The sequence below is a fragment of the Streptomyces sp. AC512_CC834 genome (assembly GCF_019049325.1).
Taxonomy (GTDB): Bacteria; Actinomycetota; Actinomycetes; order Streptomycetales; family Streptomycetaceae; genus Streptomyces.
This window is the reverse complement of sequence record NZ_JAGMUO010000010.1, coordinates 1-25,821: the sequence shown is the minus strand read 5'-3', so window position 1 is coordinate 25,821 and position 25,821 is coordinate 1. Positions and strand designations below refer to the sequence as shown.

The following is a 25,821-nucleotide window of genomic DNA, read 5'->3' as shown; positions in this document are numbered from 1 at the left end:
CCTCGAAAGCCACCGCCACGCTGCACGAGCCAACAATGAAGCACACCTGATCATGTTCACGCCAAATTGACGATCCGCCCGTCGCCCACGCCCGTTCGACCAGCGAGAATGCGCACCTCTCACGGTGGAGCACCGCAGGATTTCAGCCCTGTCTTCTGATACGCGTTAGCCAGCCCCCATCCCTGATCAGGCATCACTCGTCCCTTTCACGTCTCCATCACAGGTGATGCACTGTGCTCACACAAATACAAAGACTTGTCGTAACCGCTCTAACCCTGGTTCTGCTGGTCACTACGGGTGTCACGCCGTCATGGGCGTCACCCCAAGCCCAACCACGCACCGCTGAGGCGGTCGCAGAGCAGACGGAGTCCAGGACCGCTGCTGACCTGCCGAAGCCGCCTAAGGCTATGTCGCTGGCCGAGCGCCGCGCAAAGGTCGCCGGGGACCGGCACGAACGATCACCGATGCGCGCGTACATGAACGCACCGGAGAAGAAGCCCCAGGGCAAGCCCTACGACCGGTCCGACAAGGAGCGTGCCGAACGCGGCCCCGCAGCCGGACCGCAGGCGGCACCCGGGGCCAGGGTCGCGTCCGCCGAGAACCCGACGTGGGTGTCGAGTTGGGCCATCGCCTACCCGGGCATGCTGTCGATCGGCGGGCAGGTGAAACTGCCCAAGGCCGGATCGGCGTACACCGGTATGTGGCTGTACGTGCGGGACGCGGCCGGGAACTTCGTCGTCCAGCAGGAGATCAAGAAGTCCACGGACGATCCCAGCGGTGACACTCCGGACACGGGTGCCTGGTGCTACGACTGGTGGTCGAGCAACTCCTATCCCAAGGACCAGTGTTTCTGGTGGGCCGGCAGCGCGCTGGACGGAATCCTCGAAGACGGCAAGAAGTACTACGCCTGGGTCTTCCTCAACAGCGCCGACGGGACGTCGAGCCCGGGCGGTACCACCTCGCCGCTGGTGGAAGCCTTCTACACGCCGGTCATCCCCGGCGCCCAGGCGGGGATCTGCACCTGCTACGCGCAGGCGCACCGCGCCGACCCGGTCAACACGGCCACCGGCATGTTCTTCGAGCAGCTCACCGACGCCTCCCTGGTGGGCCCCGGTGTGCCCCTCACCCTGGAACGCACCTACCGCTCCGACTCAAGCGCCGTCGGCCTGCTGGGACGTGGCTGGGCGACCCCGTTCGACGCGGGGCTGACCCTCGCGACGGGAAAGGCGACGTACCGGACGGGCGACGGCGCGTCGTTTGTGTTCACGCGGAACGGTGACGGTTCGTACACCGGCCCGGCGGGCTCGGCGGCCAAGCTGGTCAAGGGCACGAGCACGTACACGATCACCACCCCGGACCACACCGGGCGGACCTTCGACAGCAGCGGCCGGCTCACCTCCGTGACCGACAAGGCCGGCCAGGGACTGGCCCTGGCCTACGAGTCCGGCCAACTCGCCTCCGTCAAGGACGCCGCTGGACGCACCACCACCTTCATGCCCGGCACCGACGGACTGCTGGCGGAAGTGGGCCTGCCCGACGGCACATCGGTGTCGTACGGGTACACCGGCGGTCTGCTGACCTCGGTGACCGACCCGGCGGGCAGGACGTCGTCGTACGTCTACGACGCGAGCAAGCGCCTGTCCTCCTACACCGACCCGGCGGGCGGCCAGGTCACCAACGACTACGACACGTCGGGCCGCATCAAGTCCCAGACCGACCAGAACGGCAAGACCACCACCTTCACCTGGGACGGCAGCAGCGAGTCCCACACCACGGCGCCGGACGGCGGCGTGTGGACGGACGTGTACGCCGGCAACGTCCTGATGGAGACGATCGACCCGTACGGCAAGAGCGTCACCTACGACTACGACCGCCATCTGCGACCCGTCGCCATCACCGACCAGCGCGGCAACACCACGGAGATGACCTACGACAGCGCCGGGCGGATGCTCACCCGCAGCGCTCCCTCCGCCCTCGGCTACACGGAGAGCTGGACCTACGACGGCGCGGGCAACATCACCAGCCACACCGACGGCCGCGGCAACAAGACCACCCACACCTACAACACGTCCAACCAGCTGACGTCGACCACGGATCCCCTGGACGGCACGGTCGAGTACACGTACACGGCGCTCGGCTCGCTGGAGACCGTGACGACCCCGCGCGGCAAGGTCACCACCTACGGCTACGACGCTGCGGGTAACCGGACGTCGGTCACCACCCCGCTCGGTGAGAAGACGACGTTCACCTACGACGAGGCCGGCCGGATCCTGTCCAGGACGGACCCGCGCGGCAACGCCGCCGGACCCGATCCGGACGCCCACACCACGGCGTACGCCTATGACGGGCGCGGGCTGCTCACCTCGGCCACGGACGCCCTGGGCCGCACGACCGCCTACGAATACAACGGCGCCGAGCAGGTGGTGGCGGCCACCAACCCGGCGGGCGACACCACGACGTTCGCCTACGACGACGCCGGCCACCTGACCCGGACCACCGACCCCGCCGGCAATACGGTCACCCGCACCTACGATGCGAGCGGACGCTTGTCCTCCGAGACCGACGCGACCGGTGGCAAGACCACCTACACCTACGACAAAGTGGGCCGCCTGCTCAGCAGCGTCTCCCCACGCGGAAACGCCGACGGCGCCGACCCGGCCGGCCACACCACCAACTACGCCTACGACGCGGCCGGCAACACCACCAAGGTCACCGGCCCGACCGGCGCATCCACCACCACGACCTACGACGCGATCAACCGGCCCCTCGTGGTCACCGACCCGCTGGGCCACACCACCAGCTACACCTACGACGACAACGACAACGTCACCAAGGTCACCGACGCCGCGGGCGAGACGGCCACGTCCGTCTACGACAAGAACAACCGGCTCACCAGCAGCACCAACCAACTCGGCAAGACCACCTCCTACGCCTACGACGTCGACGGCAACCTGCTCAGCCGTACCTCCCCGCTCGGCCACAAGGAGAGCTGGACCTACGACGCCGACGGCCGACAGGTCACCGCGGTCGACCCGCGCGGCAACGCCACCGGCGCCGACCCGGCCGAGTACACGGTCGCCTACGGGTACGACCCGGCGGGCAACCCCACCACGGTCACCGACCCGCTCGGCGGCGTGACCACCACCACCTACGACGCGGTGAACAACGTCGTCAAGCAGACGGACGCGGACGAGCGGGCCACCGTCTACGGCTACGACGACCTGGACCGGCTGACCGAGGTCACCGCTCCAGGCGGCGCGGTCACCACATACGAGCACGACACGGCCGGCAACGTCACCGGCCGCACCGACGCGAACGGCCACGTCACCACGTACGGCTACGACGCGGCCCGTCGCCTCACCTCGGTCACCGACCCGCTGAAGCGGGAGACCACCTACGGCTACGACGCCGACGGCAACCTCACCCGCAAGACCACATCCCGCGGATCCACCGACTACACCCACGACCCACGCGGCCTGCTCACCGAGATCGACTACTCGGACACCACACCGGACGTGACCTTCGGTTACGACGACACCGGCCGCATGACCGCCCGCGCCAACTCGAAGATCTCCGAGGACTTCGCCTACGACTCCGTCGGCAACCTCACCAAGACCCGCCACTTCGCCTACACCTACGACGCCGCCGGACAGATACTCACCCGCACCCACAGCGGCGGCTCCGTCGCGTACACCTACGACGACGACGGCCGCACCGCCACGATGACGGCCGACGGCGAGACCACCACCTACACCTGGGACCCGGCCGCGCACCTCACCCGGTCCGCGCTGCCCAACACGGAGACGGAGGAACGCCGCTACGACCGCGCGGGCCGCCTCACCGCCGTCACCTCCGCCAAACACGGCGTCACGGTCACCAAGACCGGGCTCACCCTCTCCGCGGCCGGTCTGCCCACCCACGTGGACATCACCAGGGCAGGTGTCGGCGCCGGCGGCTACGACCAGACCTACGACACCGCCGGCCGCCTCACCACCGGGTGCTTCCCACAACCCGGAACCGCCGGATGCGCCTCCGGCCGCGCCACGTCTTACTCCTACGACAAGGTCGGCAACCGTCTGACCTCCACCCTGGGCGACACGTCGACCAGCTACACCTACGACGCCGCCGACCAGCTCACCGCCACCACCACCGGCACCACGACCACCGCATACGGCTACGACACCGACGGCAACCAGACCAAGAAGGGCCCCGACACCTACACCTACGACCTGGCCGGACGGATCTCCGCCGCCACCGTCGCGGGCGTGAGCTACACCTACGACCACGATGCCAGTGGCAACCAGGTCGCCGTCGCCAAGAACGGCACGACAACCAACCGCTACCAGTGGGACCCCAACGCCCCCCTGCCTCTGCTGGCCTCGGAGTCCAGCGGACTGGGCATCGCGCAGACCTACCGGTACGACCCACTGGGGCAACCGGAGTCGACCGAGACCGGCGCCGGCGCCGTCTACTACTACCACCACGACACCCAGGGCTCCCCGGTCGACGTCACCGACAGCACCGGCACCCTCCACCAGCGCTGGGCCTACGACCCGTACGGCAACCGCACACTGGACACCGTCACCGACGGGGCCCCCGCGAGCACCCCTTCCTACACCGGCGCCCGCTACGAGACCACCACCGGCAACCTCGACCTGCACGCCCGCCAGTACGACACCACCACCGGCCGCTTCACCCGCCCCGACCCGGCAACTCGCCCCCTGTCGACACCGTATGTGTCACCGTACGCATACGCCGACAACGTCCCCACCCTCCTGACCGACCCCAGCGGCCTGACCCCCGACGACCCGAACAACGACCGCGTCGACAGCCTCGGCGAGGCGGCGAGCATCTTCGGCGACGGCTTCGTCGAGGGCCTGAAGTCCCCCTTCGTCTTCCTTGGAGACGCCTACAACGCGCTCACCGGCCAGAACGGCGGTGCCGGCGCATTCGTCGACAAGTACCTGCCCGTCCGCCCCGCCTACCGCCTGTACCGCGCGGACTACATGCTCCGGCAACAGGGCTGCGACGCCCTCGCTGACCTGTACACCGAAGCAGCCGAAGAGCTCACCAAACAGATCCTCCTCGTGGGGATCGGCGGCCTCACCGGGTGGAGGCGTGCAGCGGTAGAACCAGACATCAACGCGTACCCCGCAGGACCTGGCGGCCCCACCCGCTATGGGCCGGGCGCGGCGCACTCTGGTGACCCATCGTTCAGCGGCAAGGGCTACCAGTGGGCCGCACCTAGAGTACCGACCAACGTACTCGGCCCCGGCGAGGCGTGGCACCCGAGCCACGGCACACCAGTCATCGGGCGCCTCGACGACACCCTCATCGGAGGGTCATGGTCCCACAACTCAAAGCTCACAACTGGCACTTGGACCCTCGCAAAGAACGATGCGTGGATACAGGCCATCATCGACCAGCGCGGTACCGTGTACGTTGCGTCGCCCACTGCAGGAAACTACTGGCTGCCGTCACGGATGGAACCCACAGTATTCGCCCGTGAAATCCAGCAGCTCCTTCAATCTGGATACAAATGGAAGGGAGACTATCTTGTCCCGCCGAAGGGGTAGCAGGGAAGCAGAGCAGTCACCCGTAGGTGTGGCACGCCTCAAGGGAAAGCGTTTTGACGGCTACCTTCGCTACGGCATCCCGCATGAGCTGGATTCTGAGGTGGATGCCATGATCCAGGCATATACGGAGAATTCCGCGTCTGGCAGGCAGAGAGCGATCGACGACCTGAACGCAAGAAGCGCCTCCGTGCTCAGCGTATACGGGCAAAGAATGGCCTCGACCGCAGTCCGCTCCAGGTCGATTGAACCGCTAGTCCGCGGACTTATCGCTGTCGGAATGGCGGAGGAACGCCTCGGTGACCCTCGCGAAAATCTGTATCCGTTGGTAGCCATCAACGACGGCGCTACCCTCATCGGCACCTCAATCCGGACCTTGATCTCGAAGGTTTCGGACCTCCTCCCCCCGAGGGCACTGGAGAAGCTACGCGAATTTGATCAACGTCAGGAACAGGACAAGTCTCTAGAAGCTATGGGGCTGAGAAGATTCGGTAGCGGGCAGAACTTCCTCTACTCCTAGCCTTCCCTGACGCAGTACTGCTTCCGACCAGCCGCTTACGCGCTGGGCGGAAGCGGACTGCGCCGCGAAGCGGCTACCCCGGGCCCATCAACCGCAGGCCGCTTCCCCGGTCAGCCTGTCGCTGCAACAGCCCCCACGTGAACTCCGCGACCACCTCGCGCGGTACGCCGTCCCCGTCCGGGGCAGTGAAGGCCAGCCCCCACCGCGTCGGTGCCGAGCCCTGGAGCGGCCGGGCGGGGGCGAAGGCGCGGGCCGCCTCGTCGACCGTGCAGGACCAGGGCGTCAGATCGTCCAGGGTGCGCAGCTCCGGTCCCTGCGCGCCGGGGGCGCGGACCAGCCACTCGTTCCAGACGACGCCCCGGTCGGCGACGAGGACCTCGAAGCGCAGGCCGGGCCACAGGGGCAGCGCCCACTGCTGGGCCTCGCACTCCAGGTCGCCGATCCGGCGGGGTGCGCTGGACTCGGGCTCACCGAGGACGGAGCGGTAGCGGGACGCGGCCGAGCGGGAGCGCGGGGAGCGGAGCATCGCCTGCCAGCGCCTGTTGGCCTCCCGCATCTCGGCGAGCGAGGCGCCCAGTGCGCGGCGGGCGTCCTCGACCGGGCCGGGATTGTGGTCGGCCATGCGGCGCAGCAGCACCAGATGGAAGTGGCGCGGGGTGAACGGGCCGGCAGGCTGTTTTCCGGCGGACATGGACGGGGGCGGGGGCATGAGCTCCATCGTGGACCATCGTCGGGACGCACGCCCATTGCCCCGGCAAACGCGATGTGAGTAGCGTCTCTAACGAGCCTGGGTTTTCCTTGGTGTAGCTGGGCTTTCGGCCCTGGTGGAAAACGGTCTCGGGTGCCCGGGTCGCCGTCCTGCCGCCCGTGGTCGGGTGGTGGGGGTGGCGTGGGCGTGCAGGTGGAAGCCTGTGCCGAGGTGTGTCCCGCGTGGCCGGTGCGGCCTGCGGGGTGGGCTCATCGTGTGCGGTGCCTGCCGCCGCTCACGCCGCCGGCCGCGGCGTAGGGGTGGCTGGGGCAGTCGCCCCGCCGGACGCTTTCCACCCGCTCCCGGTTCCGCTGATGCGGTGCTCGGGGGTGTGGGTGGGGCGGGGACCCCGCGTCGCCTGTTGGGCGCGGGGCGGTTTCTCGTGGGTCCGCTCTTCGTCCGGTCCGCGGGACGTGTCTGCGTCCCGGACGATGAGCGGGCGGGGAGGGGGACATGCTGGACCGGCTGGTCCAACTCCTCGACCGTGCTGCGCAGCAGGTAGCTGCCGTCGGCGCGGTTGAGGACGTACTGGTGTTGGTGCGTGAGGCCGCGGGTGCCGATACGCTGCCAGGCCGCCACGTCGCGATCCGCGCTGTAGCCGCAGGCCGCGTTCGGGCAGGTGGCCCATTTCCAGCCCGCTCTGGGGTTGTCGGGGGCCGTGTGATGGCGGAAGTGTGTGAGGCAGCGCGGGCAGTACTTCGAGGTGCCGCGGGCCGGGACGACGACTACCGCGATGCCGTAGCGGGCGGCGTGGTGGATGGTGTCGGCGACGATCTGGCCGCGCACTGATGTGGACAGGCGAGTGTTGAGGGTGCGGCCCTTGCCACGTGCCTCCATGTCGCGGAGGTCTTCGAGACAGATCACCGACGCGTCCGTGGCACGGGCGTGCTCGACCATGAAGCGGGCCGCTGTGCGGGCGATCGCCCGGTTCAGGTGCTCACGGCGGCGGGAGATGCGACGGTGCTCTTCGCGTAGCACGGTGAGTTTCGCCACGACCAGGGGGGCGGGCCGGATTCCGGCCGCCCTGCGGCCCTCGGCCAGGCGCTGAAGGTGAGCGACCTTGGTCCACAACTGCTCGGCCTGGATGCGGAGTCGGTCGGCCTTGGCCAGGACGCCGTTGACGCGCAGGAACGCGGGGCGTCCGTCGGTGTGTAGGGCCGGTCCAGGGCCGCCATCGAGCGTGAGGGTGCCGCCGGTGAGCAGGGTGTTCAGTCCGTAGTCGAAGGCCACGGCCCGTACATGCCCGGTCCGCTGCGCCTTGGGCACGGCCGTACTGTGGGCGACATCCAGCCGCAGGCGTCCGTTACGGACGCGCAGGGTGGGGGTGTGCAGCGCGGCGGTGGCCTCGATGGTGGGCGGGAGCCGGAACCGCACCACGGCCGTATGCCAGTCGGCCCGCGAGCAAGGGTCCGGGCACACCGGCAGCCGTACGGTGAGGACCGCGAACCGGGCCGGATCGTCCTCGCAGCGCTCCAGGGTGGTTAGCTGCTTGTCGGCGGCGGCCAGCACCACCTGGCCGCCTGCTCCCGGAGCGGCCTCCAGCTCGCACACATCGGCCGGCAACCGGTGACGGGCGGCAGCGAAGGTAAGGATCTGCCGGGTCCGGGCACGCAGTACCGAGGCCGGGATCCCCGCCCCGTCCGGCACGGCGGCCCGCAGCGCCTCCCACTCCACGGGCGTGCGTCGTATCGGGTCGAGGTTCCCGGCCGGCCAGGAAGCCAGGACGCCCTCCACCACCTCGGCCCGCCAGTGCGCGGAGCGCAGGACGCGCCCTGCCTGTTCCTCGGCGATCCGCCGCACCCGGTCCGACACATACACACCGGACGGGGCCGTAGCCGTCCAGCCCAGAGTACGCAGAGCCATCCACGCGTTCGAGGGCAGCGCCTCCCCCGACGAGGCCTTCCCCGAGGCCAGCAGGTCCAGATCCTTCCGGCTCCAGTGCGCGGCGATCACCTCAGTGGCCATCGCCTCCACCAGATCCGTCAACCACCCCACCCGCACAGCCAGCACCCCGGCATCGAGGACTTCACCACTGACCGTGTCCAGAGCCCGCAACCCCGACGCGGAGGCACACGCCACCCGCACTGTCTCCCCAGCCCCCACCGCGATCTTCCGCCGCACCGGCCTACACCTCACGCTTCGCAGGAGCAGGAGCAGGAGCAGGAGTGGCGGCGGCAAGGAGGCGCCGACGGGCCTGACGGGAGCGGATGCCGTAGAGACGGCCGGAGAACGAAGCGACCAGGTACATGAAGTCGGTCAGGAGCTCTTCGCTGTCACCGGGGGCAGCCGAGTCGGGATGCAGAACCTCTACCGCGACCCGGTCACGGGCCAGCAGCGTGGTGATCCAGGCAGCACCGAAGCGAGCGAGACGGTCCTCGTGGGTGACCCGCAGATGAGTGAACTCCCGTGCCTGAGCCCGCTTGAGCAGGCGATCCAGGCCCGGACGACGCTCACGCATCCCCGAGGCCCGGTCCCGGAACACCGCCACGACCTCACCACAGGCCGAGGCCCGCAACTCAGCCTCCTGCGCACCCAGCGAGGACTCCCGCCCCGTCGTGCCGGAGACCCTTACATACAACGCCTCGCGTCGCTCACGGACCTGCTCGCCCCCACCTACCAGCAGCTCCAGGGCGGCAGACGGGAAGCGACGCTCCCGGCCGACCCACACCACGCCGACCTTGCCCATATCCGCCCAAGTCCGCAGCGTGTCCGGGTGCAGACCCACCCGACGCGCGGCCACCGACAGACGAAGAAGCTCCATGACCCAAGATCTAAACACCCACAAAACCCGGCACCCACACACAAGTCGATTCACCACTCGAAACCATGAACCGAACCTCATCGCCTGCCCGCAGCCACAACCTGTGATACACAGCGAAACCCAGGAACGCCAAGCCACTCAGTACACTGCCGAGGACCCCGCGTTCGCCATTCCGATCGCCTGTTGAGATCTCGAACATCGAGGTCTCGACCGCAGGCGCCTGAGACACCTAGGGAGGGGGCCGGACATGGGACGTCTCGTACCAGCTGTGACCCGGGCTCTCGACATACTGGAGCTCTTCCTCGACGGGGACGGCACGCTCTCCGCCCCCGACATCGTGCGCCGGCTCCAACTGCCGCGCACCACCGTGCACGAACTGGTCACCACGCTCGCCGCCCGCAAGTACATCGTCCCGGTCGCCGGGCAGACCGGACGGTACCGGCTCGGCGTGCGTCCGTACCAGCTCGGCGCACGCTACGCCGAGCACCTCGACCTCGCCGCCGAGGGCCAGCAGGTCGCCCGGTCCGTCGCCGAGACCTGCGACGAGACGGTGCACGTGGCGATCCTGGAGGACACCGACGTCATCTACATCGCCAAGGTCGACTCCACGCACGCGGTGCGCATGGTGTCCGCGGCCGGCCGCCGGCTGCCGGCCCACTGCACGTCCGTCGGCAAGATGCTGCTGGCCTCCCTCCCCGAGCCGGAGGTCGCCGCGCGCTTCCCGGACGGCGCCGAGCTGGCCGCGATGACCCCGAACAGCATCACCGACCCGGCCGCCCTGCGCGAGGCCCTGGCCGTGATCCGGGAGCGCGGTACCGCGGTGGAGAGCCGCGAGTCCAACCCGGACGTCTCCTGCGTGGCCGCCCCGGTCCGCGACCGCACGGGTCGCGTCGTCGCCGCGCTGTCGGTCTCCGTGCCCATGATCCGCTGGAGCGAGGAGCGCCGCGCCGAGCTGGAGCAGCTCGCCGTCAAGGGCGCCGCCGACCTCTCCGAGCGCCTCGGCCACCGGAGCGCGGCATGACAGGAACCGGCATGACAGGAACCGGCACGGCGAGCACCGGCACGGCCTTCGAGGTGGCCGTCCACGAGGAGGCCGCCCTCGGTGAGGGGCCCACCTGGGACCCGGCGACGGACCGCCTGCTGTGGATCGACATCCTGAACTCCCGCGTCCACACATACGACCCGTCGACCGGCCGCCGCACTCTCCGCCGCACCGACCAGCACGTGGGCGCCGTCAAGCCCCGCGCGGGCGGTGGCCTCGTCCTCAACCTGCGCGACGGGATCGGCCTGCTCGACCCCGACGACACCTTCCGCTGGCTGCACCGCGAGCCCGTCCCCGGCCGCCGCGGCAACGACGCCGCCGTCGCCCCCGACGGCAGCCTCTGGGCCGGCACCATGCGCTACGACGAGGCGGTGGGCGGCGGCACGCTGGCCCGCGTCACCGGCGACGGCACGTCCGAGGTCCTCCTCGACGACGTGACGGTGAGCAACGGCACCGGCTGGAGCCCCGACGGCCGGTTGATGTACTACATCGACACCCCGACCCGCCGCATCGACGTCTTCGACACCGACACCGACAGTGGCCGGATCATGGGCCGCCGGCCTCTGGCCGTGATCGAGGACGGTGCGGGATTCCCCGACGGCCTGTGCGTCGACGCCGACGGCTGTGTGTGGGTCGCCCTGTGGGACGGCGGCGCGGTACGCCGCTACACCCCGTCCGGCGACCTGGACCGGGTGATCCCCCTCCCCGTCCCCCGGGTCACGGCCTGCGTCTTCGGCGGCCCCGGCCTCACCGACCTGTACATCACCACGGCCCGGGTGGGCCTGCCGGCCCCGCACCCCCTGGCGGGCTCGCTGCTGGTGGTGCCGGGCGCGGGGCAGGGGGTGGCGCAGCCGGCGTTCGCCGGGTGAGGATCACCTCCCCGTGCGGTCAAGACCGGCGAGCACCTTGCGCTCACCCGCGGTCAGCGGCGCCCCGTTCAGCGGGGGGAGCGGGGTGCCTGCGAGGGCTGCCAGGACCGTGCCGGGGTGGAACATGCGGGTCGGGGGCGTGCGCATGCTGGTGACGTCCCAGATGGCCGAGGCGGCCGCGTAGGAGCCCGTGGCCGCCTTCGCCACGCGTCGCGTGTACGCCGTGAGGACGCGGTCGGCGACGCCCGGCCGCCCGCCGCGCACCTCCGGGTAGAGGACGTCCTGGCTGACGGCCATGGACCACGCCGCGTCCACCGACCGCGCCGCCCCCCGCAGCACCCGCCGGGCGAGACCGGGCTCGCCGAGACCGTCGGCCCGGTCCAGCTCTCCGCCGAGCACCCGCGCGCCGAACGCGGCCACCGACATGCCCTGCCCGTACGCCGGGTTGAACGTGCCCAGCGCGTCGCCGAGGACCACGAAACCCTCCGGCCAGCCGGGCGCCTTCTCCAGGTACCGCCGTACGTTGCTGGTCGACCGGCTCAGGTGCACGTCGGTGAGGGGCTGCGCGCCCGAGATCAGCCGCCCCACGATCGGGTCCGGCAGATCGAGCGTGTACCGCAGGAAGCCCTCCGGATCGGCCGGCGGCTCACCACCGCGCGAGCCGCCACAGCTCACCAGCCAGCGGTCCCCCTCGACCGGCATCACCATGGCGCTCCGGGCGGGCCTGGACACATACGGGTTGGCCTGCACGATCGTCAGCGGAAACCGTTCCGCCCCGGCCGGTACGCGGTACACCCGCGACGCGTTGACCAGCCCCGAGTCGACGGTCCGGGTGCGGACACCGGCCAGCCCGAGACCGTCCAGCCAGGCGAGGACGCGGGTACCGCGTCCGCTCGCGTCGACGACCAGGTCGGCGTCGAGGTCCGCCTCCCCGTCCGGTCCCGTGATCCGCACGCCCCGCACGCGCCCCGCGGACCCGGTCAGCCCGACCACGGCGGCCTTGCGGACCTCGACGGCGGACCGCTCGAGCACCGCGGCCCGTACCGTCCAGTCCACCAGCGCCCGGGTGCACGTGAGCATCACGGGCCCCTCGCGCCGCCACCGACGCAGCCAGCCCTCCGGGGTGAGGGCGAGCATGCCCGAGCTGAGGGATATCTCGTGGGCTCCGGCGGCGAGCAGCCGTTTGCGCAGGCTCACGCCCGGCACGATCTCCTCCATGGCGGCCAGCCCGCCGGCCATGAGCAGATGCGCGTGCCGCCCCTGCGGCAGTCCCCGACGCTGCTCGGGGCCCTCGGGCAGGTCGTCGCGCTCCAGCACGACGACTTCCTCCACGCCCGCGGCGGACAGCACGGCCGCGGCCAGCATGCCCGCCAGACCGGCACCGACGACGACGGCTCTACGCGACATGTGGCTCCTCGGGTTCGGTCATGGTTCCGGTCACGGCGGACGGCACCGCGCCGCCGGGCGCCTCGGTCCCGGCGGGTGGGCGGTGCAGCGCCTGCGCCAGCTCGACCAGCCCGCTCGGACCGGAGACCTCGGTGGCGTGCAGGCGATACGTGGCGGAGGTCTCGGGCGGTTCCTCGTGGGCGTCGGCCCGGCGCGCGGCGTCGGCGAGCATGGCCGCCTCCGCCGCCAGCCGGGCCTCGTGCGGGGTACGGCCCGCGCGCAGAGCGGCGTCCCGTACGCGCTCACGGACCCGGTGGTCGAAGTACGGCGCCAGGGCGAGCAGGCCGTCGTGGATGGACACCTCGCGCCACTGGAGCCGGGCCTGGGGAGGCTGCCACCAGGCGGTGGGCGGCTTGGGGGCGGTGGACACCGAACTCACCAGGGTCCACAGCGGATCCAGCCGCCGGTAGTCGCCCAGCCCCCGCCAGTGGGCGAGCACGGGAGGCAGCAGCCGCGGCAGCAGGAACCCCGCCGAACACAGCAGCGCGGCCAGTGACGCCATCGGCGGGGCCACCGTGGTGGACAGGAAGTCGAGGTCGTGCCCCGACCAACGGGCGACGACCGCCGCGTACTTGGTGAGCTGGAACCCCACCACGTCCAGCAGGGCACCGAGCATGATCAGTCGCAGACCGGTCCGTAACAGGCCGCCGACCTCGCGGCCCCACTTGACGCAGACGGCGCACATCACCAGCATCGCCGCGCTGTGCCCGAGCAGGTACAGCAGGATCATCTCCCGCATGAACGGCGTGCCGGCGTAGTAGGTGTCGAGGTCGGTCAGCCGCTCGGTGTCGGCGTCGGCGAGCGCGAACAGCACGACGATGGCGACCACCAGCAGACCGTAGGCGGCCATGCTGCGCAGCACCATGCGGCGCACCAGCTCGCGGGGCCCGCCCCGCCAGTTGATCAGCAGCACCAGCACGGCACAGCTATACGCGGAGAGCATGCCGTAGGTCAGCGGGGCGCCGAAGTTGGGGACGCCGGTGAGTTCGTTGACGGCGGAGAGGGTGGCCGGAGCGGCGCAGACGAAGACCAGGGCGCCGAGGACGATCGCCACGCAGGTGGACAGGGTCAGTGGGTTCCGCATGGCCGTGCGCGGGCGGCGGAACAGCAGCACGGAGGTCATGCCGAACACCAGGGCCGCCAGGTACACGACGAGACTCACGCCGGGCAACTCCTCTCGTCGTTCACGTCGTTCACGTCGTTCACGTCGTTCCTGCCGTTCCCGCCGTGGTCGTACCGCTCGGCACCGCGGAGGCGGCAGGCACCGGAGCGGTGCCTGCCGGTGCGCCTCCCAGCACGTCGGCGATCCGGCCGAGCGCGGCCTGGCCCGGGGCCCGGTCCAGGGGCGGGCCGGTGTCGCGGGACGCCGGGGCCTCGCACCGCGGGTCCGCCTCGTGCCGTACCGCGTCGGTGATCACCGCGGCCCAGGCGGCCGCCTCGGCCCGTTCCGGATCGCCGGTCGCCGCCAGCACACCGGCGCGGGTCCGGTCGTAGAGGTCCCGGTCGAAGTACGCGTCCAGGTGGCTGAGCGCGTTGTGGATGCTGGTCCGGCGCCACACCAGGCGGGTGCCGGGCGAGGCGAACCGCGGCCGGGGCAGCCGCAGCGCACGGCGGGTGAGCAGATCGTCCAGCGTCCGCTCCAGGGGCCAGAGACGGGCATACGTCCGCCCCGCCAGGCGCCACTCGCTCACCCGGGGCGTCACCAGCGGCACGAGCACCCCGACGACCGTCACGAGGGCGCCGAGCCCGGCGGCGGCCGGGGAGACGGTGGTGCCGAGCGCCGACCAGTCGCGCCCGGACCAGCGGGCGCCCACCGCGACGAGCTTGGCCACGCTGTAGCCGGCGCCGCACAGCGCGCCGATGCCGAGCAGCGTCATGCCCGCCCGCAGCCCGCCCCTGACCCGGCGCGCCCAGCGCAGCGACGTGAGCGTGGTGACGGTCACCGCGGTGAGGTGCGCGAGCAGGTACAGCACGATCATCTCGGCGATGAACGGGGTCGTCGCGTAGTAGGTGTCCAGGTCGGTGCGGCGCTCCACGGGCGCGTCCCCGAGGACGAAGGTCACCGCGATGCCGAGGACCACGGCGGCGTAGGAGAGCGCCCACCGGCGCGCGGTGCGGCGCACCCGGGGTCCGCCGCGCCAGTGGACGACGAGGACCTGGGAGGCCGCGCAGTAGCCGGTGATCGCGGCGTAGGTGAGCGGAGCCGCGAGGTTGGGCACTCCGCTCAGCTCGTTGACGGCGCCGACGGTCGGCGGCGCCCCGAGCAGGAAGCACAGCCCCGCCAGCCCCAGCACCGCGCAGATGGCGCGCAGATACGGATCGCGGCGGTGGCGCAGCAGGTCGGGGGCCTTCACCAGCAGGCCGAGCCACAACGCCGCGCAGCTCATGTAGTTGATCAGGCCGTTCATCTGGCCGTTCATCTCGCCGTTCCGCGGTAGTTGAGCGCGGCACCGATGCGGCCGGCGAGGTCCCGGGGGTTGGAGTTGTCCCCGTCGTCGTGGTGTTCGCCCGCCGTGGCGAACACCGAGTCGGTGGACGCCTCCAGCCAGGTGCGCAGCCGACGGCCCATCAGCATCCCGAAGCGGTCCGCCTCCTGCTCCTCGGCCAGACTGAAATCGGTGCGCGCGGCGACCGGCCGGGGCCGACCGTCGCCGAGGGCGTCCGTGTCCGTGTCCGTGTCCGCCACTCGGCGGCTCATGTGCCACACCTCGTGGCAGAGGATCACGATCTGGTGCCACACGGCGGCGCGTTCGTCCACCACGACGTCGTCGTGCCCCTCGCGCTCCAGCCACAGTCCGCTCGCGGTGTGGGGCGGGAAGGCCGCTCGATGCACGATCACCTCGCGCCCTCGCCAGGCGCTCACGGAAGCGACGAGCGCCTCGAACAACACCTCGGGATCGGCGGGCACCGCCACCCGGATGGGGTCGATGAGGGCGTCGGCGAGGCGACGCATCTCCTTCCTGGTACGCGCCACTGTCTCCCCGTTCCCCTGGGTTTCGCTCGAGCCTACGCGGCCGGATGTGTCCGCGTCATGCGAGAGACGCGCGCGGAAAGTCCTGCCCGAGTTCCTCCCAGAGTTCCTGCCTGAGTTCCGCCTGAGTTCCTACCCGGGTTCCTGCTCGAACCATTGACGCGCAAGCGCTTCACATCTACGGTCCCGTTCGAAGTTACGGGCGTCATTCGATATCTCGAACACTCATGAGCAGATGGGGCAGGGCATGGGACGACCTGGCCTGAATCGCAGGCACTTTCTGGCCGCGGCGGGCGGTCTCACGGTCGCGGGCAGCTTCGGCTTCGCCGCGCTCGGCACCGGGGCCGACGCGCTCGCCTCCGGAGCGGACACCCGTGTGCGCTACTGGAACCTCTTCAGCGGCGGCGACGGCTACAACATGATCGCGATGCTGGACTCCTTCCGTAAGGACAATCCCGGCATCGACGTGAAGGACTCCACCCTCCAGTGGGGCAGCCCCTTCTACACCAAGCTCGCCATGGCGGCCGCCGGCAGCCGCGCACCGGACCTCGGCGTCATGCACCTGGGCCGCGTCACCGGCTTCTCGCCCGGCCGCCTCCTGGACCCCTGGGACGTCGGCCTGCTCGCCAAGTACGGCGTGAAGGAAGCCGACTTCAACCCCGAGCTGTGGCGGCGCGCCGTCATCGGCGGCAAGCTCTACGCCCTCCCGCTCGACATCCACGTCCAGCTCTGCTTCTACCGCAGAGACGTGCTGAAGAAGGCCGGCCTGCTCGGCGACGACGGCAGGATCGTGCCGGTCACCTCCACCGACGAGTGGTTCGACGTGCTGAAGAAGGCCAAGAAGGCCACCAAGAAGGGTCTGCAGACCATCGGCCTGTGGCACAGCGACCAGAACTTCCAGTGGTGGTTCTTCGTCGCGTTCTACACCCAGCTCGGCGGCACCTGGTTCAACGACGCCAAGACCGAGGTCACCTTCGACACCGACAAGGCCGTCCAGGTCCTGGAGTTCCTGCGGCGGCACATCACCGACGGCTACGCCGACCCGAGCTACGGCGGCACCGCGGGCGCCGAACAGTTCGTCAACGGCGCTCCCTTCGCGTGGGAGGGCAACTGGTCCGTGCCGGTCTTCGACGCCGCGAAGGTCGACTACGGCGCGACTCCGCTGCCGCCCGTCTTCGGCAAACAGGCCACCCACGCCGAGTCGCACTCCTTCGTACTGCCGCACCAGTCGGACCGCGGCGGCGCCACCAACGAGGCCGCGCACCAACTGGCCGCCTACGTCGTCAAGCACGCCCTGCAGTGGGCGGCCGGCGGACACATACCCGCCTACACGCCGACCCTGTCCACGGCCGCGTACAAGAAGCTGAGCCCGCAGAACGAGTACGTCGGCGCGATGGACCACCAGGCCACCGAGCCGAAGGTGTGGTTCGCCGGCTCCACCGGCATCCTCGCCCAGCGCGTCGGACCGATCGTCGTCTCCTCGACGGTGGGCTCGGCGAAACCCGAGGCCGCCGCCCGCCGGATGAAGAGCATGCTCACCGAACTGCTCGCCATGAAGAACCCCATGGACGGCCGCACCGCCGCGCAGGGAGGTGCGGTCGCATGACGACGACCAGCGCTGAAACGATCATCCGCCCGGCCCGCGCGAAGAGCGCCGCGGACAGCGCCACCGTCCGCCGCAAGCAGGGACTCCAGCACGGCGGCTGGTTCGTCGCCCCGTTCCTCGCCCTGTTCGCGCTCTTCGTGATCTGGCCGCTGCTGCGCGGCGTCTACCTCAGCTTCACGGACGCCAACATCTCCGGCGACGGCGCGAGCTTCATCGGCCTCGACAACTACCGCGAGGCCCTCAAGGACCCGCTGATGTGGGACGCGCTCGGCCACAGCGCGTACTTCACGCTCCTCGTCGTGCCCTGCATCACCGTCCTCGCCTTCCTCCTCGCGATGCTCGCCCACCACATCGAGCGCGGCAAGTGGCTGTGGCGGCTCTGCTTCTTCCTGCCGTTCCTGCTGCCGTCCACCGTCGCCGCCAACCTGTGGCAGTGGCTGTTCAACCCCGGCACCGGCATGGTCAATCACGTCTTCGGCCTGGAGACGCCCTGGCTGACCGACAAGTCGTACGCGATGCTCGCGGTCGTCATCACCACCCTGTGGTGGACCGTCGGCTTCAGCTTCCTGCTCTACCTCGCCGCGCTCCAGGGCATCCCCCCGCACCTCTACGAGGCCGCCAAGCTGGACGGCGCGAACGCCTGGCACCGCATGGTCCACATCACGCTGCCGATGCTGCGCAACATCACCGGCCTCGTCATCGCCCTGCAGATCCTCGCCTCGCTCCAGGTCTTCGACCAGGCCGTCGTCATCCAGGACTTCGGGCCCGGCCCCGAGAACTCGACCCGCACCTTCGTGCAGTACACCCTCGAACAGGGCTTCACCAGCTACCGCGTGGGCTACGCCTCCGCGATCTCCATCATCTTCTTCGTGCTCATCGCGGCCGTCGCCCTCGCGCGGATGTGGCTGCTGCGCAACCGTGAGGAGGGCGGCCGATGACCACCGCCGCAGCACCGACGCGAACCGGGCGCCGCCGGGCCTGGACGCCGAGCCAGATCGTGCTCACGCTCATCGGCACCGCCGTGTCCGCGGTGTTCCTCGCCCCGCTCGCCTGGGCCCTGTTCACCTCGCTCAAGTCGGAGACCGAGGCCGTCGAGGTGCCCACGCACTGGCTGCCCGAGGACTGGACGGGCCAGGCCTGGCAGGCCCTCTTCGAGACCGGCAACATCACCAACTGGTTCGTCAACTCCCTGGTCGTGTCGGTCTGCGTGACGACCGTCGTGCTGCTGGTGAGCGCGCTGGCCGGATACGGCTTCGCCCGCACCGAGTTCCGGGGCAAGGGCGTCCTGATGGGCGTCGTGATGGCGGGCCTCATGGTCTCCCCCGCCGTGCTCGGCGTGCCCCTGTTCACCACCGTCCAGCAGATGGGGATGGTCGACACCTACTGGGGCATGATCCTGCCGCAGTGCGCGCCCGCCGCGATGGTCTACATCCTCTACAAGTTCTTCCAGGGCATCCCGCGCGAGCTGGAGGAGGCCGCCTTCATCGACGGCGCCGGCCGCTGGCGGGTCTTCTTCACCATCATCGTGCCGCTGTCGCGCCCCTCGCTCGCGGCGGTCGGCATCTTCACCTTCATCAGCTCGTGGAACAACTTCCTGTGGCCCTACATGGTCACCAACAACCCCGACCTGATGACCATGCCGAACGGCATCGCGACCGTCATGAACTCCTACGGCATCCAGTGGGCCCAGCTCATGGCCGGCGGCCTCATGGCGGGCCTGCCGCTGATCGTCGTCTTCGTCTTCTTCCAGCGCCAGATCGTGGCGGGCGTCGCGCACACAGGACTCGCCGGCCAGTAGAGCGCCCCGTAAGCACACCAGGCGCCCGGTAAGAACACCGAACACCCGGTAAGAACACCCCCCTCGAAAGGAACAGATGCGCACCGCCCGCTTCACCCTCGACCCCGCCTTCACCGTCGGCGAAGTCAACCCCCGCCTCTTCGGCTCCTTCGTCGAACACCTCGGTCGCTGCGTGTACACCGGCATCTTCGAACCCGGCCACCCCACGGCGGACGCCGAGGGCCTGCGCCAGGACGTCCTGGACCTCGTCCGGGAACTCGGCGTCACCGCCGTCCGCTACCCCGGCGGCAACTTCGTCTCCGGCTACAAGTGGGAGGACTCCGTCGGCCCGGTCGAGGACCGCCCGCGCCGCCTCGACCTCGCCTGGCGCTCCACGGAGACCAACCGCTTCGGCCTCTCGGAGTACATCGCCTTCCTCAAGAAGGTCGGCCCGCAGGCCGAGCCCATGATGGCCGTCAACCTCGGCACCCGGGGCGTGGCCGAGGCCCTGGAACTCCAGGAGTACGCCAACCACCCCGCCGGCACCGCCCTGTCCGACCTGCGCGCCGAGCACGGCGACAAGGACCCCTTCGGCATCCGGCTCTGGTGCCTCGGCAACGAGATGGACGGCCCCTGGCAGACCGGCCACAAGACCGCCGAGGAGTACGGCCGCGTCGCCGCCGAGACCGCCCGCGCCATGCGCCAGATCGACCCGGACGTCGAACTCGTCGCCTGCGGGTCGTCCGGGCAGTCCATGGAGACCTTCGCCGAGTGGGAGGCGACGGTCCTGAAGGAGACGTACGACCTGGTCGACCACATCTCCCTGCACGCCTACTACGAACCGCACGACGGGGACGTCGACTCCTTCCTGGCCTCAGCCGTGGACATGGAGTCGTTCATCGAGAACGTCGTCGCCACCTGCGACCACATCGGTGCCCGCCTCAAGTCGAAGAAGAGGATCAACCTCTCCTTCGACGAGTGGAACGTCTGGTACATGGCCAAGACCCAGGCCGAGGTGAGCGCCCTTGACTGGCCCGAGGCGCCCCGCCTCCTCGAGGACAACTACAGCGTCATGGACGCGGTCGTCTTCGGCTCGCTCCTCGTCGCGCTGCTCCGGCACGCCGACCGCGTCACCGTCGCCTGCCTCGCCCAGCTCGTCAACGTCATCGCCCCGATCATGACCGAACCGGGCGGCCCGGCCTGGCGCCAGACGACCTTCTTCCCCTTCGCCCAGGCCTCGGAGTACGGCCGCGGCGAGGTGCTCGACGTCCGGGTGGACTCACCGACGTACGACACGAAGAAGTACGGCGAAGCCGACCTGCTGCACGCCACCGCCGTGCGCGGCGAGGACGGCTCGGTCACCGTCTTCGCCGTCAACCGCTCCCGCACCGAGCCGCTGCCGCTGGACGTCGCCCTGAGCGGCCTCGACCTGACGGAGGTCGTCGAGCACAGCGCCCTCGCCGACGCCGACCCCGACGCCCGCAACACCCTCGCCGACCCCGAACGGGTCCTCCCGCACCCGGTGGACGGCACGACCCTGAGCGACGGCAGGCTGACCGCGGCCCTGGAGCCACTGTCCTGGAACATGATCCGGCTGCGCTGAGCCCTGCCCGGGTCGGCGCCGGCCGCGTCAGCGGCGGCCGGGGGAGGGTACGGGCTTCACCGGCACTCCTCCGGACGCGCTGCCCAGCAGCTTCAGGCGCACCGTCCCCGGTCCCGACGCCGTGTCGCCGCCGGACAGCACCGCGAGGGCGAGGGTGTTGGCGGCGGCCCGGGTGCGCAGGATGCCGTTCGGCAGGACGAAGGTGTGCGGCGCGCCTGTGCGGCCGCCCGCGTACTCGCCCATGTTCCAGCCGTTCAGGAACACCTGGACGCGGTGGTCACTGTGGTCGCCGTCACGGCCGTTGTCCAGGACGAGCCCGACCGAGGCGTCGGTCTCCGGCGGGACGTCCAGCCGGAAGGCGGTCCGGTACCAGGTCACGCCCTGGCGCCGATCCTGGCGGGTGAGGGACGCCGGGGACACGCGCTCCCAACCGTCGCTGTCGTAGCCGGGCAGATGCCAGCCGTGCCGTTCCCCGTACAGCCCGCCGTTGTTGAGCGGCCCGCGCACCGGGTCGGGGGCGGCCGTGCCCATGATCCGCCAGCGCACGTCCGGCGACGCCCCCTCGAAGCCGGCCGAGGTCAGCCCGCGGGCCGTCCGGTACGCGTCCTGGCCGTGCTGCGTGCGCCGGACCAGGACGGACAGGACGGGGGCGGCATCCGCGTCGCGCCGCTCCCGCAGTGCCCCGCGCAGCGCATCGGGCAGCGGGAAGTCGGCCGTGGCCGTCCAGGTGCCCTTCCCGTCCTCCTCCTGCTCCCGGCCCACCTGGTGCGTGCCGAGCGGCTCCCCGTCCAGCCAGGCCATCAGCAGTCCGCGCGCACCCGTGCTGTACGAGAGGGACACCGACTCCAGGCCCGCGGCGCCGGTGAGCCGGCCCCGGTACCAGACGTCGCCGTAGTGGAAGCCGTAGTCGTCGGCGAAGAGCACGGGCTGCCCCTCGGGCACGGGGGTCGTGCTGTGCGACGTACGCCGGTCGGCGACCGTCCACCCCTCGTCGCCGTAGTCGGGCCGGGACTCGAAGTTCTCGGTCCGCCGCCGCCAGCCGTCCAGCGCGGGCAGCACCGGCTCGGGCACGCCGGGCAGCGGCCACACCGCCATCAGACTCCCGGCGCGTCCGAGGGACGCCTCCACCGCCTCGCCGTTCCAGGTGACGTGGGTGATGCCGCGCGGCGCCCACACCTCCAGCTCGCGCTCCCCGACCGTGTCACCGGTCAGCCGGATCGTGGCACCGTCCAGGGCGACCTCGCGCAGCAGCTCCGGGCCGCGCACGAGGACCCGGCCCGACGGGGTCTCGTACGGCCACAGCCGCAGCGAGGCGGCGTCGTCGGCGAAGATCAGCAGCAGGGTGCGGTCGGTCTCCCCGCTGCGCACCCGCACCCGGGTCAGCCGGTCCTCCTTCAGCGGTACGGACACATGCAGCTCGCCGTGGTCGAAGGCCCAGGCCGCCTCCTCGTCCAGCCGGGTCGGCCACGGCTGGTCCGGGCAGTCGAGGACCAGGTGCGCCATCTCGCCGGCCCGCCCCACGAACGCGGCGATGTCCAGCCGCCCCACGCTCAGGGACATCATGGGCTGCACGGTGGCGTACCCCAGCTTCCGCCCGGCGCCCAGGTGGAGCCCGGTGGCGAGGAGCTTGGCGTCCCGGGCGGGGACGGTGACCTCCACGTCGCTGCCGCCCATCGGCACCTTCGAGGTGACGTCGGCGGTCGAGTCGTTGCGCAGGACGTAGGCGTGGGAGCCGGTGTCCGGGTTGGCCAGGTGCCGCACCTTGATGCGGGCGTCCGCCGCCCTGACCGTCGGCCCCTCGTCCATGCGGGTGAAGTCCGGTACGTGGCGCAGGAGGTGCCCGAGCTGGTGGAGCGGGGCGAGCTTGTCCGTGGGCCGGCGCGCCTCGTCGATCGCCGCGGTGGGATCGTACGTGGGGGAGGGCGCGGACGGCGCGGGCAGCCACCCCCACGAGGTGCCGCCGAACGCCATGTGGACGTTGTGCAGCGTGCCCCCGCGCGCCAGGCGGCCGAACTGGACCCGCCGCGCCTCGGCGGCGTCCCGGGTCCGCTCCGGCTCCCCCCAGGCGAGCGGGGTGCCGGCGTGCAGAAGCGGTACGTCGATGCCGTCGGCGCGGATCCTCTTGCGCAGGTGGTCCAGGCCGGCGCGCTCGGGAGTGTCGGCCCGGTAGAGCAGGACCGTGCCGGCGCCCCGGGTGAACTGGTGGCGGGCGACGATCTCGTTGACCCGGCTCAGCCACTCGTCGGCGTGGCGCAGATAGGCGGGGTCGGTGGTCCCGGCCCGGGCGTCGACGGTCGCCAGCCAGCCGGGCAGCCCTCCGGCGTCCACGTCCGCGCCGATGCGGGGGCCGGGGTCGAGGACGACGTACAGACTGCACTCGGCGGCCGTGCGCAGGAACAGGTCGAGGTCGCGGACGCCGGTGAAGTCGTACGCGCCGGGGGCGGGGGAGTGCTGGTTCCAGGCGAGGCGGACGCTGACCGCGTTGTGGCCGTACGCCCGCATCTTCTGCAGCACGTCGCGCCACAGGGACGGGCTCGGCAGCCGGAAGGGGTGCATCTCGCCGGACCACAGCGCCAGCCGCCTGCCGTCCACCAGCAGCGAGTACCGGTCCAGGGCGACCCGGTGACGTTCCCCGTCGGCGTCCGGCGGCCCGGGCGGCGGCCCGGTGGGCACGGGGCCCGGAGCGCCGGAGGCGGGCAGCGCGGCGCTGCTCACGCTGCCGCCGAGCGCGAGACCGAGAACGGTGGTGCCCGCGAGGGCGTTGAACGCTCGTCTGCTGATCCTGCTGCGCTCCAAGGGAGCCTCTCCTGTTTGCCTGTATCTCCGGTCCCGCCGCCTGTGCGGGACCGCCCGTGCCGGACCATTGTTCCAGCGGACGCCACCATGGTCGGCATGAGGATCTCGGCGCGTGCGGACTACGCGGTACGGGCGCTGCCGGAACTGGCCGTCCGGCGGGACGATTGCCCGGTCAAGGCGGAGGGCGTGGCCGCCGCGCAGGACATTCCGCACAAATTTCTGGAGGGGATCCTCGGGGGCCTGCGCCGCGGGGGTGGCGCTGCGCGCCAATGTGCGCAGGATCCTGGCTCCCAGGGGGTGGGAATCAGCCGCTGTGAATGGCCGGAGAGACATCTGTCCGAGCCCGGCGGGGGTCCCTACGATGCGACCGTTCCGTGAATGTCATGTGCACGCCACGTGTAGATGGCGAACACATTCAACGACTCGCAACGACGTCACAACGACATCACAACGAATCCACCCCCCACTGACCGGGATGGGAGACCCATGGCCACCGGCCTGCTTCTGGGCGGCGCGATCGCCGCGCTCCTCACCTCCGCACTGCCCGCGCAGCACCAGCCCTCCGGCTCGTTCGAAGACCCGCCGCCGGACAAGATCGTCATCAAGGTCGCCACGGTGAACGGCTCCGGCTGTCCGCAGGGCACCGCGGCGGTCGCCGTCTCCGAGGACAACACCGCCTTCACCGTCACCTACAGCGACTACCTCGCCCAGGCGGGCGGCAACTCCTCGCCGACCGACTTCCGCAAGAACTGCCAGCTCAACCTGCTCGTCCACGTCCCGCAGGGCTTCACCTACGCCATCGCCGGCGCGGACTACCGCGGCTTCGCCGCCCTCCAGTCCGGCGCGAAGGGCACCCAGCGGGCGTCGTACTACTTCCAGGGCTCCCCGAACACGGAGTTCCGCACCCACCCCTTCGACGGCCCCCTCGTCGACAACTGGCAGGCCACCGACACCACCGACTGGGCCCAACTGGTCTACGCACCCTGCGGAGTCCAGCGCAACTTCAACATCAACACGGAGTTGCGGGTGAGCACGGGAACGTCCGACCCCGACGAGGTGAGCTTCATGACCATGGACTCGACGGACGGCGACATCAGCACCGTGTACCACCTGGCGTGGAAGGAGTGCCCGGAGACCTGACCGGCGGCCGACCGGGGGAGGGCGTTGCAGCGACCCCCTCCGGTGGAGTGGCCGTGGGGGCCGCCCGCTTCTTCTTCAGTGTCGTGCTTCCGCGCCCCGAGTAAAGGGCGCTCCGCTGTCGCTCCGCGTCGGCTGCGCCGATGGCCCTGCGGGCCACCCTTGACTCGGGCCGCTCCAACACGGGCGAGAAGCGCGCGGGCGGCCCGGGGAAAGTGGTGGCCCGGGTAGGCCGGTCCCTTCGGTCGGCTGCGTACGCCCCCGGCGCGAGGGGCGCGTCGGCGCCTCGCATGCACGCCGGGCGGGCTCAGCGGCTGCACGCCGGAGGGCCGTCCGCAGTCCCCACGGACGGCGGTCGGTGGCCGGGGTCGGTGGGTCGAGGAGTGATTGGACAGTTTGTCCCGCCTCTGCGGCGCGTTTCCTGGGAGAGTGACTCCTCCACCCCGTAAACGGGGTGGCTTCTCGCTAAGCCGGGTTGGCGTCGCGACGGACCAGCCCGGCCCGTAGAACGTTGGTTGCTCCCACGACGTCGGCGTGCGCTGTGTGGTCGCACGAGATGCAGTGGAACTTCTCCTGTGTGGGCCGGTTCTCCGCTGAGACGTGCCCGCATTCGGGGCAGGTCCGGGAGGTGTTGCGGGGGTCCACGGCGATCACGTCTCGTCCGGCGCTTTCAGCCTTGGCGTGCAGGATCGTCAGGAACACCCCCCAACCGGCGTCGGCGATCGAGCGGTTCAGACCTGTCTTGGCGGCGGCCCCGTTGGGCAGGAACGCGCACGGCTTGTCGGGGTCGGGCTTCGGCGTGACGGTCTTGCTCATGTTGCGGATCTTGAGGTCTTCGTGCGCGATGAAGTCGTGCTCGGTGACCAGGGCGTGTGCGGTCTTGTGTGCGTGGTCGAGGCGCTGACGCCGCACTCTGCCGTGCAGGGCCGCGACGCGCTCTACGGCCCGCTGGTGGTTGTTGGTGCGGTTCTT

At 70.7% G+C, this 25,821-nt stretch carries 18 protein-coding genes and 1 pseudogene; 10 read left to right on the top strand and 9 right to left on the bottom strand.

The window, feature by feature from the left end; translation table 11 throughout:
- Window positions 1-407 precede the first annotated feature (407 nt).
- Window positions 408-5,576 carry a DUF6531 domain-containing protein gene (locus tag KUM40_RS01650; RefSeq protein ID WP_217162018.1) on the top strand — a complete coding sequence of 1,723 codons (5,169 nt, stop codon included), beginning with the start codon at window positions 408-410 and terminating at the stop codon, window positions 5,574-5,576.
- Between the two features lie 28 nt (window positions 5,577-5,604).
- A complete protein-coding gene (locus KUM40_RS01645) occupies window positions 5,605-6,093 on the top strand; it encodes a hypothetical protein (RefSeq protein ID WP_217162017.1) in 489 nt (162 codons plus the stop codon).
- Window positions 6,094-6,166: 73 nt separating this feature from the next.
- Here KUM40_RS01645 and KUM40_RS01640 read toward each other — a convergent pair whose 3' ends face one another.
- The 3 genes from KUM40_RS01640 to KUM40_RS01630 form a co-directional block, all read right to left on the bottom strand.
- Window positions 6,167-6,802, bottom strand: coding sequence for a hypothetical protein (locus tag KUM40_RS01640; protein ID WP_254394394.1), 636 nt, complete (start codon window positions 6,800-6,802; stop codon window positions 6,167-6,169).
- 69 nt (window positions 6,803-6,871) lie between these two features.
- Window positions 6,872-8,827, bottom strand: a complete 1,956-nt coding sequence (locus KUM40_RS01635) for a zinc ribbon domain-containing protein (protein WP_254394393.1) — start codon at window positions 8,825-8,827, stop codon at window positions 6,872-6,874.
- A 139-nt stretch (window positions 8,828-8,966) separates the two neighbouring features.
- Window positions 8,967-9,602: an IS607 family transposase gene (locus KUM40_RS01630; RefSeq protein WP_217162015.1), complete on the bottom strand. Its 636-nt coding sequence runs from the start codon at window positions 9,600-9,602 to the stop codon at window positions 8,967-8,969.
- 247 nt (window positions 9,603-9,849) lie between these two features.
- On the opposite strand from KUM40_RS01630, the gene KUM40_RS01625 reads away from it, so the two are divergent.
- On the top strand, window positions 9,850-10,623 hold the full coding sequence (locus KUM40_RS01625) for an IclR family transcriptional regulator (protein WP_217162013.1): 774 nt from the start codon (window positions 9,850-9,852) through the stop codon (window positions 10,621-10,623).
- Window positions 10,624-10,634: 11 nt separating this feature from the next.
- The gene (locus KUM40_RS01620) at window positions 10,635-11,513 is read left to right on the top strand and encodes an SMP-30/gluconolactonase/LRE family protein (RefSeq protein ID WP_217162011.1); all 879 of its coding nucleotides are present in this window, start codon (window positions 10,635-10,637) and stop codon (window positions 11,511-11,513) included.
- Between the two features lie 3 nt (window positions 11,514-11,516).
- On the opposite strand, the gene KUM40_RS01615 is transcribed toward KUM40_RS01620, so the two are convergent.
- The 4 genes from KUM40_RS01615 to KUM40_RS01600 are packed head-to-tail and all read right to left on the bottom strand — an operon-like array spanning window position 11,517 to window position 15,912.
- Entirely contained in the window at window positions 11,517-12,920 is a 1,404-nt protein-coding gene (locus tag KUM40_RS01615; protein ID WP_217162009.1) for an FAD-dependent monooxygenase, read from the bottom strand.
- Window positions 12,910-14,121 carry an MAB_1171c family putative transporter gene (locus tag KUM40_RS01610; RefSeq protein WP_217162007.1) on the bottom strand — a complete coding sequence of 404 codons (1,212 nt, stop codon included), beginning with the start codon at window positions 14,119-14,121 and terminating at the stop codon, window positions 12,910-12,912. Before KUM40_RS01610 ends, KUM40_RS01615 begins: the two co-directional genes overlap by 11 nt.
- Before the next feature lie 40 nt (window positions 14,122-14,161).
- Entirely contained in the window at window positions 14,162-15,367 is a 1,206-nt protein-coding gene (locus KUM40_RS01605; protein WP_217162084.1) for an MAB_1171c family putative transporter, read from the bottom strand.
- Between the two features lie 8 nt (window positions 15,368-15,375).
- Complete coding sequence (locus KUM40_RS01600) at window positions 15,376-15,912, bottom strand: toxin (protein ID WP_217162082.1); 537 nt, start codon at window positions 15,910-15,912, stop codon at window positions 15,376-15,378.
- Window positions 15,913-16,177: 265 nt separating this feature from the next.
- Here KUM40_RS01600 and KUM40_RS01595 point away from each other — a divergent pair, with 265 nt between their 5' ends.
- The 4 genes from KUM40_RS01595 to KUM40_RS01580 all read left to right on the top strand — a co-directional run bounded on the left by KUM40_RS01595 (window position 16,178) and on the right by KUM40_RS01580 (window position 20,916).
- Window positions 16,178-17,536, top strand: coding sequence for an extracellular solute-binding protein (locus KUM40_RS01595; RefSeq protein WP_217162005.1), 1,359 nt, complete (start codon window positions 16,178-16,180; stop codon window positions 17,534-17,536).
- Window positions 17,533-18,474 carry a carbohydrate ABC transporter permease gene (locus tag KUM40_RS01590; protein ID WP_217162003.1) on the top strand — a complete coding sequence of 314 codons (942 nt, stop codon included), beginning with the start codon at window positions 17,533-17,535 and terminating at the stop codon, window positions 18,472-18,474. The genes KUM40_RS01595 and KUM40_RS01590 overlap by 4 nt, the downstream gene beginning before the upstream one ends.
- Window positions 18,471-19,334 carry a carbohydrate ABC transporter permease gene (locus KUM40_RS01585; protein WP_217162001.1) on the top strand — a complete coding sequence of 288 codons (864 nt, stop codon included), beginning with the start codon at window positions 18,471-18,473 and terminating at the stop codon, window positions 19,332-19,334. The genes KUM40_RS01590 and KUM40_RS01585 overlap by 4 nt, the downstream gene beginning before the upstream one ends.
- A 76-nt stretch (window positions 19,335-19,410) precedes the next feature.
- A complete protein-coding gene (locus tag KUM40_RS01580; RefSeq protein WP_217161999.1) occupies window positions 19,411-20,916 on the top strand; it encodes an alpha-N-arabinofuranosidase in 1,506 nt (501 codons plus the stop codon).
- 27 nt (window positions 20,917-20,943) lie between these two features.
- Here the strand turns inward: KUM40_RS01580 and KUM40_RS01575 are convergent, their stop codons facing one another.
- Window positions 20,944-23,712 carry a beta-galactosidase gene (locus KUM40_RS01575; protein WP_217161997.1) on the bottom strand — a complete coding sequence of 923 codons (2,769 nt, stop codon included), beginning with the start codon at window positions 23,710-23,712 and terminating at the stop codon, window positions 20,944-20,946.
- 96 nt (window positions 23,713-23,808) lie between these two features.
- Here KUM40_RS01575 and KUM40_RS40960 point away from each other — a divergent pair.
- Both KUM40_RS40960 and KUM40_RS01565 read left to right on the top strand, forming a co-directional pair.
- Window positions 23,809-23,967, top strand: a pseudogene (locus KUM40_RS40960) (Rrf2 family transcriptional regulator); the annotation flags it as partial.
- Window positions 23,968-24,198: 231 nt separating this feature from the next.
- Entirely contained in the window at window positions 24,199-24,852 is a 654-nt protein-coding gene (locus KUM40_RS01565) for a DUF4360 domain-containing protein (protein WP_217161993.1), read from the top strand.
- Window positions 24,853-25,314: 462 nt separating this feature from the next.
- Here KUM40_RS01565 and KUM40_RS01560 read toward each other — a convergent pair.
- A partial coding sequence (locus KUM40_RS01560) for an RNA-guided endonuclease TnpB family protein (RefSeq protein ID WP_217161991.1) occupies window positions 25,315-25,821 on the bottom strand: 507 nt, incomplete at its 5' end.